Genomic DNA, 15,562 nt, shown 5'->3' with positions numbered 1-15,562 from the left:
TTGCAACAGCAATATAATGTCCCAAACCAATTTTCGCCGGTTTCCCCGGTGCGATGAGACCACGGCATGTTCGCTGTCCTGCATCACGCGCAGTCGCGCACCCGATTTTACGTAGCCGCCCTGGCGCTCTGCGTTGCGTCGGCCTGCGCAGTCGCCAGCGATGATACGCCGCTCGCCGTGCGCTTGGCCGAGATCCGCGAAGTCAACCGCATCGTTCCCGAACGCGCCCTGCCGATGCTCGAACTGCTCGAGGACGAGGCGCGCGTTGCCCCACTCGCGCAGCGGATTGAATTCTTGACCCAGCTCGCGGCCGCCCGCCACGGCATGGGCCAGCACGCCCAGTCCGTGGCGCTGGCGAATGAACTCATCGCCCTCGGGCGCCAGCACGACCACACCGGCGCGCTCGCCAAGGGTCTCCTGATGCAGGGGTATGCCGCGTTCGCGCAGCACCGTCCGGGTGAGTCCCACCGTCTGATCTGGGAAGCCGAGAGGCTGGCCAACACCACCGACGACATCGACCTGCGGGTGCGCGCCGCGATTTCGTCGGGCGAAGCCTATGCCGAGGCGGGCAACCTGCCGCGCGCACTCCAGGGCTTGCAGAACGCAGCCTCCCTGGCGCGCTCGAACGGCGATCCGATCCACATCGTGATGGCGCTGTACTCGCTGGCCCGCCTGTACTCCCAGATGCGCGAGCCCGAAAAAGGCTTCGATGTGCTGGACGAAGCCTACGCTGCCGCGGCCAGCGCCAATTCGCCGGGGCGCACGGCACTGCTCAAGCGGATCGAGTACGGCCTGGCAATCGACACCGGCCAGAACGAGCGTGCTCTGCGCACCCTGCAGGATGGCCTTGCGCTCGAGCGCAAGATCGGCGCCACCAAGCGCGTCGCCGGTACCCTGGTCAACCTGTCGGACTGGTATCTCAAGATGGGCGACTACCGCCAGGCTGTCACCTACGCGCAGCAGGCGATCGAAGCGACGCAGCCGCTGAATGACCGCCGGCTCGATGCGCTCGCCCACCTGAACCTGGGCCAGGCCTTGCTGGCCACGGGTCGCCTGGTCGATGGCAAGCGCCATATCGAGACCGGCATCACCGGCTTCGAGGAAATGGGCGACATCCCCGAACTGCAAACCGCGCTGGTGGAATACGGCGTGGCGCTCGAGCGCGCGGGCGACCAGACTGGCGCCCTGCAGGCGTATCATCGCGAGCGCAAGCTGTCCAATGAGTTGTTCGAACGGCGCCGCCAGCAGACCATGCTCGAGCTGCAAGAAAAATACGAGGCTGAACGCAAGCAGCGCCAGATCGAACTGCTGCGCAGCGAGAATACGGTCAAATCGGCCGAAATCGATAACCGCCGCCTGCAGCAGCGTGTGTGGTGGCTGCTGCTCGCGGTGTTCGCGCTGGCGGCGGCGGTGGTGGGCCTGTTGTACCGCAAGGTGCGCCACGCCAACGCGCAACTGCATGCCAAGAACCACGAACTCAAGCAACAGAGTGTGCGCGATCCGCTGACGGGCCTGTACAACCGCCGCCACTTCCTCGAGTACATGCGCGCCCTGCCCGCCTCAATCCCGGCAGCGACCGGCGAAAACGGCGTGGGCGCGCTGTTCCTGCTCGACGTCGATCACTTCAAGCATATCAACGACACCCATGGACATGCGGCCGGCGACACGGTGCTGACCACGATCTCGGCCAGCCTGGCCGAGATCCTGCGCGAGACCGACATGATCGTGCGCTGGGGCGGTGAAGAATTCTTGGCCTTCCTGCCATCGGTGCCGCGCCACCGCATGGACGAAGTGGCCGCGCGCATCCTGGGCGGCATCAACGCCACCGTCATCGACCATGGCGGCGAGCGCATCACGGTGAACGTGTCGATCGGCTTTGCACCGTTCCCGCTGGCTGTCGGCAAGCAGCTGATGGCGTGGGAACGCGTGGTCAACCTGGTGGACATGGCGCTCTACATGGCCAAGTCGCATGGCCGCAACCGCGCCTACGGCGTGCGCGGCTTCGCCGATGGCGAGCGGGTGAATCTCGATGTGATCGAGCAGAACCTGGAACACGCCTGGCGCTCGGGCCACGTCGACATGACGATCGTGCATGGCGATGCCGACATGCCCCGGGCCGCCAACGCCTAGTCGTCCTCTAGTCGTCTTTTTCGTCGCCGGCGTTTTCCTGGATTTCCTGGCCCGCGCGTTCGACCGACCTGCCCACTTCTTCGGTGGCGCGCTCCAGGCCACGGCTGGCTTCCTCGGTCGCATTCTCGACCTTGTCGCGCGCATCCTCGACCGCGTCGTTGGCACGCGCCAGTTCATCCCTCACCGAATTGGTCACCTCGGCGGTGGCGTTGTCCAGCGCCTGGCCGATGCGTTCGGCCGGGCCCTTGTCATCGTCGTCGCGCCCGCAGCCGGCCAGCGCCAGCAGCATTGCCGACGCCAGCAGCGTGGTCGTCATGATGGCTTTCATGCTTCGCTCCTTTTTTTTAACGCGCTCGATGATACACGCGGCAGGCCGGCCTGGCTGTCCTTACAAGGCTACCGCGAAGGATCGGCCAGCGGATGATCGCGCTTGCCGGCGTCGATGCGCGCCTTGACCTCGCGCGTGCGGTCGTCTTCGCCCCAGCGCCGCGTGAAGGTGGCCAGGCGGCTGCGCGCCTTGTCAAGGCTGCCCGCGTGCAGCAGGCGCTCGATGGCATTGTTCGCGGTGGTCCATGCGGTGCGGCGCTGCGCGGCGCGCGTGCAGGCGGCGGCCGCCGTATTGAGGGCACTTTGCACCTGGCGCAGCTGCTCGGGCGTCGCGCGCGTCTTGCGCAGGGCGATCAACTCGTCCTGCGCTTCCTTCGGCTTGCATTCCTTCGCCAGGGCCGTGCTCGAGGCCATGCGGCGCTCGATGCGGGCTTCGGTCGGCTTGGTCAGCATCCAGGCGAGCCACAGGGCGCCCAGGCCGAACAGCCACCAGCGCAGCCGGATCGGTTTGCGGGACGGCGTGGCCGGACGCGGTGCGGGGTTGGCGCGGATGGGCGGCGGCGGCGGCTGTGGGGCAGGCGCTGGAGCCGGCGGCGGGATGATTGGCGCAGCCATGACCGGCACGGGCGGCGCGGGCGGTCGCTCGACGATCGGCGGCGCCGGCCTGGCCATAACCGGCGCCTGCGCCGCGCCGCACCACGGACAGAAATCGACCGGGTGGGGAAAAGCGCGGCCGCAGCCGGTGTTGATGCAGGAATCTCCGTGTGCCATGTCGTCCCGTATTTCGCTGTTGCCCTGAATGCCGAAAGACGGCCTGCCAACCGCTGTTATCGTCGTTGTCAAAGGTGGCATCATAGCGCCGCGCACGCTCGCGCGGCGCGCTGTTCGCCCGGTAGCGCCACGTGATCCCGCCAGGTTCAACCGAACGTATAATGCCCGCTTCGCCCTCCCTTGCCTCGCGCCGATGACCTCTGCCGCCCCACTCCCTTCCGACGATGACCTGCCCGCCAACGTCGTCGACACCGCGACCGCGCACCTGGCGGATGTGCTCTCGATCGCCCTCGAACACGGCCCGGCGCACAAGGCGCTGGTGGTGTACGACACGCGCACGCCGCTGGCGCGCGCGCTGCTGGCGGGCTACCGGCACAATCTGCCAGGCGCCGAGTTCGTCGACTTCGACAGCGTCATGGCCGACGCCGTGCTGGCGGCCTTTCGCTCGATGGCCGCGCACGACCTGGTGGTGCTGGTCCAGTCGACCAACTTCCGCCTCGACGGCTTCCGCATCCGCGTCGAGCTGTTCAAGCTCGACCTGAAAGTGATCGAGCACGTGCACCTGTCGCGCATGCCCGGCGTCCAGGGCGAACACTATATCAATGCGCTGGCCTACGACCCGGCGTACTTCCGCGGCACCGGGCGCGCACTGAAGGCGCTGATCGACCGCGCGCCGCATGGCCGCGTGATCGGCGGCGGCGAAACGCTCACCTTCGCCTCGCCGTTCGAATCGGCCAAGCTCAATATCGGCGACTACAGCGAGATGAACAACGTCGGCGGCCAGTTCCCGATCGGCGAGGTATTCACCGAGGCGCAGGATCTCGAGGCCGTGCATGGCCGGGTGCAGATCCACGTGTTCGGCGACACCAATTACCGGTCGAACCATCCCGACGTGCCGGTGACCCTGGTGATCGAGGCGGGCCGCGTGGTCGGCACCGAGAACGCCACTCCGGCCTTCCAGCAGGTGCTCGACAACATCCGCCTGGAAGAAGGCGAAGTCTGGGTGCGCGAGCTGGGCTTTGGCCTGAACCGCGCCTTCACGCGCGAACTGCGGGTGGACGATATCGGCACCTACGAGCGCATGTGCGGCATCCACCTGTCGCTCGGCGCCAAGCACGGCGTGTACACCAAGCCCGGCTTCAAGCGCAAGGATGCGCGCTTTCACATCGACGTGTTTGCGGTGACCGATGCAGTGTTCCTGGGCGACGACCAGGTGTATGCCGACGGGCGCTGGCTGGCCTGATCCGGCAACACGGAAACGCCGGTGTTATCATTCTGGTCTTGTTCATCGAGGCCCCATGATGCCGCCATCCGTTGCTCTTCACGTCAGGGAAATCCAGTCCATCGCCGCCGTGCCGCGCGTGCTGGAAACGGTAGCGACCATGACCGGGCTGGGTTTCGTGTGCATCGCCCACGTGACTGCCACGAGCTGGACCACGTGCGCCGTGCATGACAAGCTGGGTTTCGGCCTGCAGCCGGGCGACCCGCTCGACGTCACCACCACCATCTGCGAAGAAGTGCGCGAGACGCGTCAACCCGTCATCATTGACAACGTGCGCGACAGCGAACGCTATCGCGATCACCATACGCCGCGCCTGTACGGCTTCCAGAGCTATTTTTCGATCCCGATCTTCCGCCCCGACGGCCTGTATTTCGGCACCCTGTGCGGCCTGGATCCGGCGCCGGCGAAACTGAGCGATGGCGCCACGGTGTCGGCCCTGACCCTGTTTGCCGAGCTGATTTCACGCCAGCTCGAATCGGAACGCTGGCTGAAAGAGACACGTTCCGAACTGCTGTCCGAGCGCGAAACGGCCGAATTGCGCGAACAATTCATCGCAGTGCTGGGCCACGACCTGCGCACGCCACTGAGCGCCATCCTGACTGGCGCCGAACTGCTCAAACGCCGCAGCACCGATCCGGCCACCGACAAGGTCGTCGAGCGCATGCGCAGCAGCGCCATGCGCATGGCGGGCCTGGTCGACAACGTGGTCGACTTCACGCGCGGGCGCATGGGCTCGGGCCTGGCGCTCGAACTGGGCCACAGCGCCGACGTCCACCTGATGCTCGACCAGGTGGTCGACGAACTGCGCGGCGTGTACCCGGACCGCGCGATCGAATCCGGCATCGCGCGCGGCATCGCCCTGCGCTGCGATCCGCAGCGCCTTGGCCAACTGCTGTCCAATTTGCTCAAGAACGCGCTGGTGCATGGCGACAGCGCGCAGCCGATCCACGTGAACGCCCGCGTGGACGGCCCCAGCTTCGTGCTCGACGTGAGCAACGCCGGGCCAGACCTCGCCCCGGCCATCATCGACCAGCTGTTCAAGCCCTACTGGCGCGCCACCTCGCGCGCCGGCGACGAAGGACTGGGCCTGGGCCTGTACATCGTCGACCAGATCGCGCGCGGCCATGACGGCGCGATCGGCGTCACGTCGCAGGACGGGCACGTCACGTTCACCTTCAGCATGCCGGCGGTATAACCCCTCCTGAATCGCTTGCCGGCCGGCCCGCGACTACCCATACTGTTTGCCATTTGTGCAATCACCTGGAGAAGTCGATGCGTTCACCCCTGCCCCGATACCGTTCTTCCTTGCTGTGCCTCGCGTCCTGCATCGCGACGCTGGCCGCTGCCGGCGCGCACGCCGATGACAGCAGCGCCGCCATCGCGCGCGTCGAATCTGGCCTGCGCCCGCTCGTTGCGCTGGCCGATGTGCCGGTACCGCCATTGGCCCTGGTCGACGAGATGAAACGGTTGAACGTGCCGGGCGTGAGCGTGGCCGTGATCAAGGACGGCAAGGTGGCATGGACGCGCGGCTACGGCGTGGCCTGGACCGGCGGGCCGGCCGTCACGCCGCAGACGCTGTTCCAGGCAGCGTCGATCAGCAAACCCGTGGCGGCGATGGCGGCGCTGCGCATGGTCGAACAGGGCAGGCTCGATCTGGATGCCGGCATCGACAAGGCGCTCACTGGCTGGACGCTGCCCAAGGGCGACGGCACACCGAGCGTGCGCCAGCTACTGTCGCACACCGGCGGCATGAGCGTCTCGGGCTTCCCCGGCTACGCCGCCGGCAAGCCTGTGCCGACGCTGCAGCAGGTGCTCGATGGCGCCGGGCCTGCCAACACCAGGGCGATCCGGGTCGATGCAGCGCCAGGTTCGGCCTTCCGCTACTCGGGCGGCGGCTACACGTTGCTGCAGCAGGCGATGATCGACCGCGCCGGCCAGCCATTTGACGCGATCGTGCGCGAGCTGGTGCTGGCGCCACTGGGCATGGCCGACAGCACCTTCGCCCAGCCGCTGCCGCCAGAGCTGGCGCCAACTGCCGCCCGGCCGCACGACCGCAATGGCAAGGCCTTCCCCGGCGGCGCCTTCACCCATCCCGAGCAGGCCGCCGCCGGCCTGTGGACCACGCCGCAGGACCTGGCGAAGTTCGCGATCGCGATCCAGCAAGGTGCAGCGGGCCAGGCGGGCGGCGTGCTCACGCCGGCGATGACGCGCACGATGCTCCAGCCGGTCAAGAACAACTATGCGCTGGGGCTGGCCATCGAAGACGCTGGCAAGGCCTTCGGCCACAATGGCAGCAACCAGGGATTCAAGACGGTCATGCATGCCTCGATCGCCGACGGCAATGGCGCGGTCATCCTGACCAATGGCGACAATGGCATGGAGATCACGGCGGCCCTGATGCGCGCCATCGCCCACGAATACCAATGGGCGGGCAGCCAGACCAAGTTGCGCAAGGCCGTCGCCCTGGCGCCCGAAACGCGGCGCAGCCTGGTGGGCCGCTACAAGCATGAAGGCCTGCCCGATTTCGAGATCGCCGAGCGCAAGGGCCAGTTGATGGTCAACTCGCGCGCGGGCCAATGGGAACCGCTGTACGCCGAATCGGACAAGGTCTTGTTCGTGCTGTCGCGCGATCTCGAACTGCGCCCGCACGATGCCGACAGCGGCCTGAGCGTACTCGGCTCGTCGGTACGCGCGTATGCGCGCGTGACGGATACGTATTAATTAAGCACTAACACGCAAGTGCGCGCGCCATTGGTGTGGCGCGCGCCACATGTATCCGGTTTTTTACAAATACCTTAAGCAGTTGATGAATATCAACGCTAGAATTCCTGTCATATTTCAACAACAAATCCAGGGGAATCATGTTTCGTTTGCCTATCGGCGTGGCAGCGCTATGCCTTGCCGCATCATCGTTTGCCGCAGCACCCTTCGACGACAAATTCCGCCAGCTCGACGAGCTGCTGCCGACACCGGGCACGATCCGCACCGCCTCTGGCGCGCCGGGCCACGCCTACTGGCAGCAACGCGCCGACTACACGATCCGCACCACGCTCGACGAAGCGAACCGCGCGCTGAGCGGCGCCGGCACGGTCACCTACCATAACAATTCCCCGGATACGCTCAAATATCTCTGGCTGCAGCTCGACCAGAACATCTACAAGACCGATTCGGACGCGCGCCAGAGCGCCATCCTGCCGTCGCGCGAAGCGTGGGCCAACGGCACCGCGACGACCGGCCTGAAATACGACGGCCTGCGCACGCTGCTCGAGCAGCGCACCTTCCCCGGCGGCTTCGACATCCTGGCGGTCAAGGACTCCGGCGGCCGCGCGCTGCCGTACACCATCAACAAGACGATGATGCGGATCGACCTGCCGCAGCCGCTCAAGCCGGGCGCCAAGGTCTCGTTCAGCGTCGACTGGCGCTACAACATCAATGAGCAGAAGATTCTCGGCGGGCGCGCCGGCTACGAGAAATTCGACGACAAGAACGACCTGTTCGAGATTGCCCAGTGGTTCCCGCGCATGGCCGCCTACTACGACGTGTATGGCTGGCAGCACAAGCAGTTCCTGGGCTCGGGCGAATTCACGCTCGAATTCGGCGACTACGACGTGCGCATCACGGTGCCGGGCGACCATATCGTCGCCTCCACGGGCGAGCTGCAAAACCCGGGCGAAGTCTTGAGCGCCGCCCAGCGCGAGCGCCTGCAACAGGCGAAGACGGCGAAAAAGCCGGTCATCATCGTCACCCAGGCCGAAGCCGAAGCGGCCGAGAAGGTGCGCAGCACGGCGATGAAAACCTGGCACTTCAAGGCGAAGAACGTGCGCGACTTCGCGTTCGCCTCGAGCCGCAAGTTCATCTGGGACGCGCAGGCGGTCAAGAGCGGCAAGCAGGACGTGCTGGCGATGTCGTACTACCCGAAGGAAGGCAATCCGCTGTGGGAGAAGTACTCGACCCAGGCGATCATCCACACCATCGAGCAGTACAACAAGTACTCGTTCGACTACCCGTACCCGACCGCGATCTCGGTCAACGGCCCGGTGGGCGGCATGGAATACCCGATGATTTCGTTTAACGGTCCGCGGCCCAGCAAGGACAAGAAGACCGGCGAACTGACCTACTCCCAACGCACCAAGTATGGCCTGATCGGCGTGATCATCCACGAAGTGGGCCACAACTACTTCCCGATGATCGTCAATTCGGACGAACGCCAGTGGACCTGGATGGACGAAGGCCTGAACTCGTTCGTGCAGTTCCTGGCGCAGGAAGCGTGGGAAGCCAACTGGCCGGGTGGCCGCGGCGACCCGCGCGGCATCACCACCTACATGAAGAGCCGTAACCAGGTGCCGATCATGACCAACTCCGAGTCGGTCCTGCAGTTCGGGAACAACGCCTACGCCAAGCCGGCCACCGCCCTGAACGTGCTTCGCGAGACGGTGCTGGGCCGCGAGCTGTTCGACTTCGCCTTCAAGGAATACGCCGAGCGCTGGAAATTCAAGCGTCCGACGCCGGCCGACTTCTTCCGCACGATGGAAGACGCCTCGGGCACGGACCTCGACTGGTTCTGGCGCGGCTGGTTCTACACCACCGATGCGGTGGACGTGAGCGTCGACGGCATCACCGAGTACACGGTGTCGTCCAAGGACCCGGAAGTCGAGAAAGCCCTGGCGCGCGCGCGCCGTGCGGAAGAACCGCTGTCGATCACCGACCAGCGCAACAAGGGCATGCCGCGCCGCGTCGACGCGCATCCCGAGCTGAAGGACTTCTACAACGAGAACGACGAGTTCACCGTCACCAACAAGGACCGCAACAAGTTCGCGGAAACGACGGCCGAACTGGAAGACTGGGAAAAGGCGCTGCTCAAGGAAGGCAAGCACCTGACGCTGGTGGACTTCTCGAACGTGGGTGGGCTGGTGACGCCGCTGGTGGTGGAACTGACGCTGAAAAACGGCCAGAAGACGATCGAGCGCATCCCGGCCGAAGTGTGGCGTTATTCGCCATTGAGGATCACCAAGCTGTTCGTCACCGATGAACCGATCGTCGCGCTGACGCAGGACCCGTACTGGGAAACAGCCGACGTCGACGTCAGCAACAACAGCTGGCCACGCAAGGCCACGCCTTCGCGTCTCGAACTGTTCAAGACCGAACGCGATCCGAACAACCTGATGCGCGACTTCAATTCGAAGCTGAAGACGAAGGACGAGCAGGCCGCGCCAACGCCTGCGCAGTAAGGCAGATGCCCAATTAAGTTAGCCCCAGATACGTCGTTCCCGCGCAGGCGGGAACGACGTATCTGGGGCCAACGAAGAAATCCATTTATCAAGTACCACGATCATGCACATCAAGCACCTGCACGCTGCCTTTGCCACCTTTTCCCTCGGCGTGGCCATTACCGCCGGCGCGGCCGGCCCCGCCTTCGACGACAAGTTCCGCCAGCTCGACGAACTGCTGCCGACACCCGGCGTCACGCGCAATGCAGCCGGCGCGCCGGGCCACGCCTACTGGCAGCAGCGGGCCGACTACAAGCTGCGTGTCACGCTCGATGAAACCAGACGCGCCATCAACGGCGCCGGCACGGTCACGTACCACAACAACTCGCCCGACACGCTGTCGTACCTGTGGGTGCAGCTCGACCAGAACATGTTCCGCAGCGACTCGGACAACCGCAAGATCACGACGCTGCCATCACGCAGCGCGTGGCAGGCGCGCGGCAACGATGGCGTGAAGTTCGACGCGCTGCGCTTCACGCTCGAGGCGGGCAAGTTCGCCGGCGGCATCAACATCAGCAGCGTGACCGGCAGCGACGGTCGCGCGCTGGCCCACACGATCAACAAGACGATGATGCGGATCGACCTGCCGCAGGCACTCAAACCAGGCGCGAAGGTGTCGTTCAACGTCGCCTGGAACTTCAACATCCCCGAGATGAACGTGCTGGGCCGCCGCATGGGCTTCGAGCGCTTCAAGGACGGCAACGACATCTACGAAATCGCGCAGTGGTTCCCGCGCATGGCCGCCTACTACGATGCGGCCGGCTGGCAGAACGCGCAATACCTGGGCGACGGCGAGTTCACGCTGGAATTCGGCGACTACGACGTGGCGATCACGGTGCCGGCCGACCACGTGGTGGCCGCGACGGGCGAATTGCAGAACGCCGGCGACGTGCTCACGGGCGTGCAGCGCGAGCGCCTGCAGCAGGCCAAAAAGGCGGGCAAGCCGGTCATGATCGTGTCGCAGGCCGAAGCCCAGGCGACGGAAAAAGGCCGCGCCACCGGCAACCGCACCTGGCGCTTCAATGCGAAGAACGTGCGCGACTTCGCGTTCGCCTCGAGCCGCAAGTTCATCTGGGATGCGCAGGGCATCAAGAGCGGCAAGCAGGATGTGATGGCGATGTCGTACTACCCGGCCGAAGCCAATCCGCTGTGGGAGAAATACTCGACGCCGGCTGTGATCCACACGATCGAGCAGTACAACAAGTACTCGTTCGACTACCCGTATCCGGTGGCGATCTCGGTCAACGGCCCGGTGGGCGGCATGGAATACCCGATGCTGTCGTTTAACGGACGCCGCCCGGTCAAGGACGCCAAGACCGGCGAGGTCACGTACTCGAAGGCCGCCAAGTATGGCCTGATCAGCGTGATCATCCACGAGGTGGGCCACAACTACTTCCCGATGATCGTCAACTCGGACGAGCGCCAGTGGACGTGGATGGACGAAGGCATGAACAGCTTCCTGCAGTTTCTGGCCGAAGAAGCGTGGGAAGAAAACTATCCGGCACGCCGGGGCGAACCGCGCGACATCGTCGACTACATGCGCAGCACGAACCAGGCGCCGATCATGACGAACGCCGAATCGACGCTGCAGCGCGGCGCCAACGCCTACGCCAAGCCGGCCACCGCCTTCAACATCCTGCGCGAGACGGTGCTGGGGCGCGAGCTGTTCGACTTCGCCTTCAAGGAATATGCCGAGCGCTGGAAGTTCAAGCGTCCAACGCCAGCGGACTTCTTCCGCACGATGGAAGATGCATCGGGCACGGATCTCGACTGGTTCTGGCGCGGCTGGTTCTATACCACCGACGCCGTCGACATCAGCGTCGATGGGATCACCGAATACACGGTATCGAGCAAGGACCCGGAAGTCGAAAAAGCCTGGCAGCGGGCGCGCCGCGCGGCCGAGCCGGTATCGGTTACCGACCAGCGCAACCAGGGTATGGCGCGCCGCGTCGATGCCCATCCCGAGTTGAAAGACTTCTACAACGAACACGACGAGTTCACCGTCACCAACAAGGACCGCAACAAGTTTGCCGGGACGAGCGCCGAACTGGAAGACTGGGAACGCGCGCTGCTCAAGGAAGGCAAGCACCTGACACTGGTCGACTTTTCCAATCGCGGCGGGCTGGTGATGCCGCTGATCGTCGAACTCACCCTGAAAAGCGGCCAGAAGACGATCGAGCGCATCCCGGCGGAAGTGTGGCGTTACTCGCCATTGAGGATCACGAAGCTGTTCGTCACCGACGAGCCGATCGTCGGCCTGACGCAAGACCCGTACTGGGAAACGGCCGACATCGACGTCAGCAACAATAGCTGGCCAAGGAAGGCCGCGCCGTCACGCCTTGAATTGTTCAAGACCGAGCGCGATCCGAATAACCTGATGCGCGATGCGGCCACGCCGCTCAAGGCTGCGCCGAAGGTGACGCAATGAGCATGCGTGGATTGAAGTCGCTGCTTCTGGTGCCGCTTCTGGCGCTGCTGCTGTGTGTCAGCAGCGCCGCCAGCGCGCACCGCTTCCACTTCGGCATGACCGACATCTCGTACAACGCGCGCACGGAGAGCACGGAGATCGTCCACACCTACACGGCGCACGATATCGACGCGCTGCTGCTCAATCTGTACGGGCGTCAGTTCGACCTGAGCGACGAAGAAGACCAGGCCGTGCTGCGCACCTACGTCGAGCGCCACTTCTGGCTCGCCGACAAGGACGGCAAGAAGCTGCCCGTGCGATGGGTGGGCATGACGGCCGACGCACAAAGCGTCGTGATCTACCAGGAGCTGCCCGGCACGCGGTTATCCACCACGGCCGTGATCCGCCAGGGCATGCTGGTCGACTTCTTGCCCGAGCAAGTCAACACCGTGAACCTCAACGAAGGCGGCGCCGTGCGCTCGCTGACCTTCATGCGCCAGGCGCTCGAACAGCGCGCGCGCTGAACCTTATCCTGAATTTTCCCATGCTGCTTCGTCCCATCCCCTGCGTGCTCGCCGCGCTGTTTGCCGCATCGAGCGTTCACGCCGATGACTTCCAGCTCCAGCGCGTGCTGGTCGAAGGCGCGCGCGCCAGCCAGCTTGGCATCGCCGACTCGGCCGGCGCCGGCAGCGCCGGTGCGAAAGACCTGGCCGGCCGCATCGCCTACCGTCCCGGCGAACTGCTCGAAGTCACACCCGGCCTGATCGCCAGCCAGCACAGCGGCGAAGGCAAGGCCAACCAGTTCTACCTGCGCGGTTTCAATCTCGATCACGGCACGGATCTGGCCACCTGGGTCGACGGCATGCCGGTCAACCAGCGCAGCCACGCGCATGGCCAGGGCTGGACCGACCTGAATTTTTTGATTCCCGAACTGGTCGGTCGCCTCGACTACCGCAAGGGCCCGTACTCGGCGCGCGAAGGCGACTTCTCGTCGGCCGGCGTGGCCTCGCTGACGTATGCCAATCGGCTGGTCAAGAGCCTCGCCTCTGCCACGATCGGCCAGGACGGCTATGCGCGCACGGTGCTGGCCGGTTCGCCCGAGGTCGGCAGCGGGAGCCTGCTGTACGCACTGGAACTGATGAAGAACGACGGCCCGTGGACGCGGCCGGACGGCTACCGCAAGGTCAACGCCGTGCTGCGCTACAGCCAGGGCTATGCCAACAATGGCTGGAACGTCACCGCAATGAGCTACAGCGGCCACTGGAATGCGACCGACCAGATTCCCTTGCGCGCGGTCGACGATGGCCGCATCGGCCGCTACGACCTGATCGACGACAGCGATGGCGGCGAAGCACGCCGCCAGAGCATCTCGGGCATCTGGCGCCAGACGGATGCCGACTCGGCCTCGAAAGTCAGCGCTTACGTAATCCGCAACGAGCTCGAACTGTTCTCGAACTTCACCTACTTCTTGAACGACCCGGTCAACGGCGACCAGTTCGCGCAACCCGACCGGCGCGTGACCACGGGCGTCGACGCCAACCACACCTGGCATATGCACCGCAGCGAGACGCTGTCGTCCGACCTGACCGTGGGCGCGCAGCTTCAGAACGACAATATCTTCAACGGCCTGTACGACACCCGCAAGCGCGCACGCATCGCCACCACGCGCGAAGACCATATCGTCGAGACGAGCGGCGCGGTGTTCGTCGAGAATGCCACGCGCTGGAGCGATGCGCTGCGCACGGTCGTCGGTGTACGCGCGAATAACTACCGCTTCCGCGTGGACGGCGACCGGCTTGAAAACGCTGGCAAGGCGCACGACACGCTGGTCACGCCGACGCTGAACATCGCCTACGGCCCGTGGGCGTCGACCGAGCTGTATGCCAACTACGGCCACGGCTTCCACAGCAACGACGCGCGCGGCACGGTGGCCACGGTCGACCCGAAAACGCTCGAGGCAGTGGACCGCACGCCGGGCCTCGTGCGCTCGCGCGGCGTGGAATTCGGCCTGCGCACCGAGGCGATCCCGAAGATGCAGATGTCGCTGGCCGTGTACCGGCTCGACTTCGATTCCGAACTGACCTATATCGGCGACGCCGGAAATACCGAGGCGGGCGATCCGAGCCGCCGCTACGGCATCGAGTTCTCGAACTACTACCGGCCGTATAAATGGCTGTCGGTCGACTTCGACGCCGCCTGGGCGCGCGCCCGCTCGCAAGGCGGCAATCCGGATGGTGATCATATCCCCGGCGCGATCGAGGGCGTGGCCCAACTGGGCGTGACGATCGACCGCAGCGGTCCGTGGTCGGGCTCCCTGCGCCTGCGCTGGTTCGGCCCGCGCCCCCTGATCGAGGACGACAGCGTGCGCTCGACAGCCAGCGTGACGCTCAACGGGCGCGTCGGCTACCAGCTGGCGAAAGACCTGCAACTGGAACTGGAAGCGTTCAACCTGACGAACCGGCGCGCATCCGCCATCGACTACTTCTACGAGTCGCAACTGGCAGGCGAAACGGCGCCGGTGGCGGACGTGCACTTCCACCCGATCGAGCCGCGCTCGCTGCGCCTGACACTGGTCAAGACGTGGTGAGGCCTGGCCCCGTGGCAGTGAAACCTGCTACGCTAGCGGGATGACCACACCGCACCTGCCCTACCTCGATCCGTTACAGCTGACGGAGGCCCTGCGCAACAACGGCTACGCCCTGCTGCGCCCCGACGACGTCGCGCTGCTGGCCGGCTGCAGCCTGCTTGATCTCGACACGCTCGCGCCGAGCTGGGATCGGCTCGAGCTGGACGAATACCTGAAGGATGGCGGGCGTTATCGGCGCCGCCGCCACTCGTGCTTCATCGACGATGGCGATTCGCTCACGCAGACGCCGCACCGCGCGCACTGGCAGCCGGTCGAGTACAACGCGCTGCACGGCGGCATGCACCGCCTGTTCGCGCCGATGGAAGCGGCCAGCGTGGCCAACCCGGCCTGGGAGCGCCTGCTGCGCGCGCTCGGCACGGCGTGTTCCGCCGTGATGCCGGCGCATCCCTGGTTCGTCGAAGCGCACCAGTTCAGGATCGACACCACCGACGGCATCGGCCGCCCGACACCCGAAGGCGCGCACCGCGACGGCGTGAATTTCGTGGCGGTGATCCTGGTCAAGCGCCACGGCATCAAGGGCGGCGAGACGCGCGTGTTCGACGCCGACGGCCCATCCGGCCAGCGCTTCACGATGACCGAGCCCTGGACGTTGCTGCTGCTCGACGACGCCGCCGTGATCCACGAATCGACGCCGATCCAGCCGCTGGGCGAGCACGGCTACCGCGATACGCTGGTGCTGACCTGGCGCGCCGAATCGTTCCAGGGCGAGAACGCGTAGGCGTTTATCGGTG

General features: G+C 65.5%; 11 protein-coding genes. 9 read left to right on the top strand and 2 right to left on the bottom strand.

What is annotated here, in order from left to right:
- Positions 1–66 precede the first annotated feature (66 nt).
- Complete coding sequence (locus AB2N08_RS13760; RefSeq protein ID WP_367611216.1) at positions 67–2,130, top strand: tetratricopeptide repeat-containing diguanylate cyclase; 2,064 nt, start codon at positions 67–69, stop codon at positions 2,128–2,130.
- A 7-nt stretch (positions 2,131–2,137) separates the two neighbouring features.
- Here the strand turns inward: AB2N08_RS13760 and AB2N08_RS13755 are convergent, their stop codons facing one another.
- Both AB2N08_RS13755 and AB2N08_RS13750 read right to left on the bottom strand, forming a co-directional pair.
- Positions 2,138–2,458 carry a hypothetical protein gene (locus AB2N08_RS13755; protein ID WP_367611215.1) on the bottom strand — a complete coding sequence of 107 codons (321 nt, stop codon included), beginning with the start codon at positions 2,456–2,458 and terminating at the stop codon, positions 2,138–2,140.
- 68 nt (positions 2,459–2,526) lie between these two features.
- Positions 2,527–3,228 (bottom strand): hypothetical protein, encoded by a 702-nt coding sequence (locus AB2N08_RS13750; RefSeq protein ID WP_367611214.1) that lies wholly within the window; start codon positions 3,226–3,228, stop codon positions 2,527–2,529.
- 193 nt (positions 3,229–3,421) lie between these two features.
- Here AB2N08_RS13750 and AB2N08_RS13745 point away from each other — a divergent pair, with 193 nt between their 5' ends.
- From AB2N08_RS13745 to AB2N08_RS13710, 8 genes are all read left to right on the top strand, one after another.
- A complete protein-coding gene (locus tag AB2N08_RS13745; protein WP_367611213.1) occupies positions 3,422–4,471 on the top strand; it encodes a hypothetical protein in 1,050 nt (349 codons plus the stop codon).
- A 55-nt stretch (positions 4,472–4,526) separates the two neighbouring features.
- Entirely contained in the window at positions 4,527–5,705 is a 1,179-nt protein-coding gene (locus AB2N08_RS13740) for a GAF domain-containing sensor histidine kinase (protein ID WP_367611212.1), read from the top strand.
- A 77-nt stretch (positions 5,706–5,782) separates the two neighbouring features.
- On the top strand, positions 5,783–7,231 hold the full coding sequence (locus AB2N08_RS13735; RefSeq protein WP_367611211.1) for a serine hydrolase domain-containing protein: 1,449 nt from the start codon (positions 5,783–5,785) through the stop codon (positions 7,229–7,231).
- Between the two features lie 140 nt (positions 7,232–7,371).
- Entirely contained in the window at positions 7,372–9,738 is a 2,367-nt protein-coding gene (locus AB2N08_RS13730; RefSeq protein WP_367611210.1) for a M1 family metallopeptidase, read from the top strand.
- A gap of 103 nt (positions 9,739–9,841) precedes the next feature.
- The gene (locus tag AB2N08_RS13725; RefSeq protein ID WP_367611209.1) at positions 9,842–12,205 is read left to right on the top strand and encodes a M1 family metallopeptidase; all 2,364 of its coding nucleotides are present in this window, start codon (positions 9,842–9,844) and stop codon (positions 12,203–12,205) included.
- Positions 12,202–12,708 (top strand): DUF6702 family protein, encoded by a 507-nt coding sequence (locus AB2N08_RS13720; protein WP_367611208.1) that lies wholly within the window; start codon positions 12,202–12,204, stop codon positions 12,706–12,708. Before AB2N08_RS13725 ends, AB2N08_RS13720 begins: the two co-directional genes overlap by 4 nt.
- A 20-nt stretch (positions 12,709–12,728) precedes the next feature.
- Positions 12,729–14,771: a TonB-dependent receptor gene (locus tag AB2N08_RS13715; RefSeq protein ID WP_367611207.1), complete on the top strand. Its 2,043-nt coding sequence runs from the start codon at positions 12,729–12,731 to the stop codon at positions 14,769–14,771.
- Positions 14,772–14,811: 40 nt separating this feature from the next.
- Entirely contained in the window at positions 14,812–15,549 is a 738-nt protein-coding gene (locus tag AB2N08_RS13710) for a 2OG-Fe dioxygenase family protein (protein WP_367611206.1), read from the top strand.
- Positions 15,550–15,562 lie beyond the last annotated feature (13 nt).

The sequence above is a fragment of the Massilia aurea genome (assembly GCF_040790145.1).
GTDB classification, from domain to species: domain Bacteria; phylum Pseudomonadota; class Gammaproteobacteria; order Burkholderiales; family Burkholderiaceae_D; genus Telluria; species Telluria aurea_C.
The sequence above is the reverse complement of the archived record's forward strand: the minus strand, read 5'-3'. Positions and strand labels throughout refer to the sequence as shown.

Bases quoted from the DNA above. Each gene is read 5' to 3' on its own strand.
- AB2N08_RS13760 (WP_367611216.1), top strand. From the start codon at position 67: ATGTTCGCTGTCCTGCATCACGCGCAGTCGCGCACCCGATTTTACGTA.
- AB2N08_RS13755 (WP_367611215.1), bottom strand. From the start codon at position 2,458: ATGAAAGCCATCATGACGACCACGCTGCTGGCGTCGGCAATGCTGCTG.
- AB2N08_RS13750 (WP_367611214.1), bottom strand. From the start codon at position 3,228: ATGGCACACGGAGATTCCTGCATCAACACCGGCTGCGGCCGCGCTTTT.
- AB2N08_RS13745 (WP_367611213.1), top strand. From the start codon at position 3,422: ATGACCTCTGCCGCCCCACTCCCTTCCGACGATGACCTGCCCGCCAAC.
- AB2N08_RS13740 (WP_367611212.1), top strand. From the start codon at position 4,527: ATGATGCCGCCATCCGTTGCTCTTCACGTCAGGGAAATCCAGTCCATC.
- AB2N08_RS13735 (WP_367611211.1), top strand. From the start codon at position 5,783: ATGCGTTCACCCCTGCCCCGATACCGTTCTTCCTTGCTGTGCCTCGCG.
- AB2N08_RS13730 (WP_367611210.1), top strand. From the start codon at position 7,372: ATGTTTCGTTTGCCTATCGGCGTGGCAGCGCTATGCCTTGCCGCATCA.
- AB2N08_RS13725 (WP_367611209.1), top strand. From the start codon at position 9,842: ATGCACATCAAGCACCTGCACGCTGCCTTTGCCACCTTTTCCCTCGGC.
- AB2N08_RS13720 (WP_367611208.1), top strand. From the start codon at position 12,202: ATGAGCATGCGTGGATTGAAGTCGCTGCTTCTGGTGCCGCTTCTGGCG.
- AB2N08_RS13715 (WP_367611207.1), top strand. From the start codon at position 12,729: ATGCTGCTTCGTCCCATCCCCTGCGTGCTCGCCGCGCTGTTTGCCGCA.
- AB2N08_RS13710 (WP_367611206.1), top strand. From the start codon at position 14,812: ATGACCACACCGCACCTGCCCTACCTCGATCCGTTACAGCTGACGGAG.